We start from the raw sequence: 743 nt of genomic DNA, 5'->3' as shown, positions 1-743 counted from the left end.
CTCGGGGCGAGGCTTTTGGCTTTTGAGGCAGGCCTCGCGGCCTGCTATTGCCGCGAGGGCGCGCCTCCCACAGGGACTGTGCGGGCTGGCTGCTTTTGTGGGAGGCCTGACCTCGGGGCGAGGCTTTTCGAGGCATTTTGTGAGGAGATTCATTTCCATCAGGCACGAGGTCGTACAGGCTTCGACCAAAGGTCAAGGAGATAAAAATGGGAACGGAAACTCATCCCACATCGAACCGGCTGCGCCTGGGGCGCTGGTCGGCGGTCGAACAGATTTACCTGATCACCACGGTCACCCGGCATAGAGCCAAAGTATTCGAGGAGTTCAGCGCAGCCCGCATGCTGATTCACACGATGCAAGAAGACGCACGACGCGGCTCGCATCTGACTTTGGCTTTCGTCGTGATGCCTGATCATTTGCACTGGCTTGTACAACTACGCCAGGGGGCGCTGTCGGGGCTGGTCGGAAGAGTCAAATCGATATCAGCCAAGCGTTTGGGCCGAAAAATCTGGCAGGACGGTTTCCATGACCATGCATTGCGCCATGAGGAAGATCTGGTGACAGTTGCTCGATACGTTGTTGCCAATCCGTTACGTGCAGGGCTGGTGAGGCGGATTGGGGACTACCCACACTGGGATGCTGTTTGGCTGTAGGCCGGAAGCAGGCCTGCGGCCTGCAATCGCCACGGGGGCGTGCCCACAGGGGACTGTGCGGGCTGGCTGCTTTTGTGGGAGGCCCGACCT

General features: G+C 59.5%; 1 protein-coding gene. It reads left to right on the top strand.

Features of this window, described 5'->3' with window-relative positions; translation table 11 throughout:
- The first annotated feature begins 206 nt into the window (after window positions 1-206).
- A complete protein-coding gene (locus tag BAY1663_RS22820) occupies window positions 207-653 on the top strand; it encodes a transposase (protein ID WP_037045451.1) in 447 nt (148 codons plus the stop codon).
- Window positions 654-743 lie beyond the last annotated feature (90 nt).

This window comes from Pseudomonas sp. BAY1663 (assembly GCF_000582595.1).
Lineage (GTDB): Bacteria > Pseudomonadota > Gammaproteobacteria > Pseudomonadales > Pseudomonadaceae > Stutzerimonas > Stutzerimonas stutzeri_AF.
The sequence above is the reverse complement of the archived record's forward strand: the minus strand, read 5'-3'. Positions and strand labels throughout refer to the sequence as shown.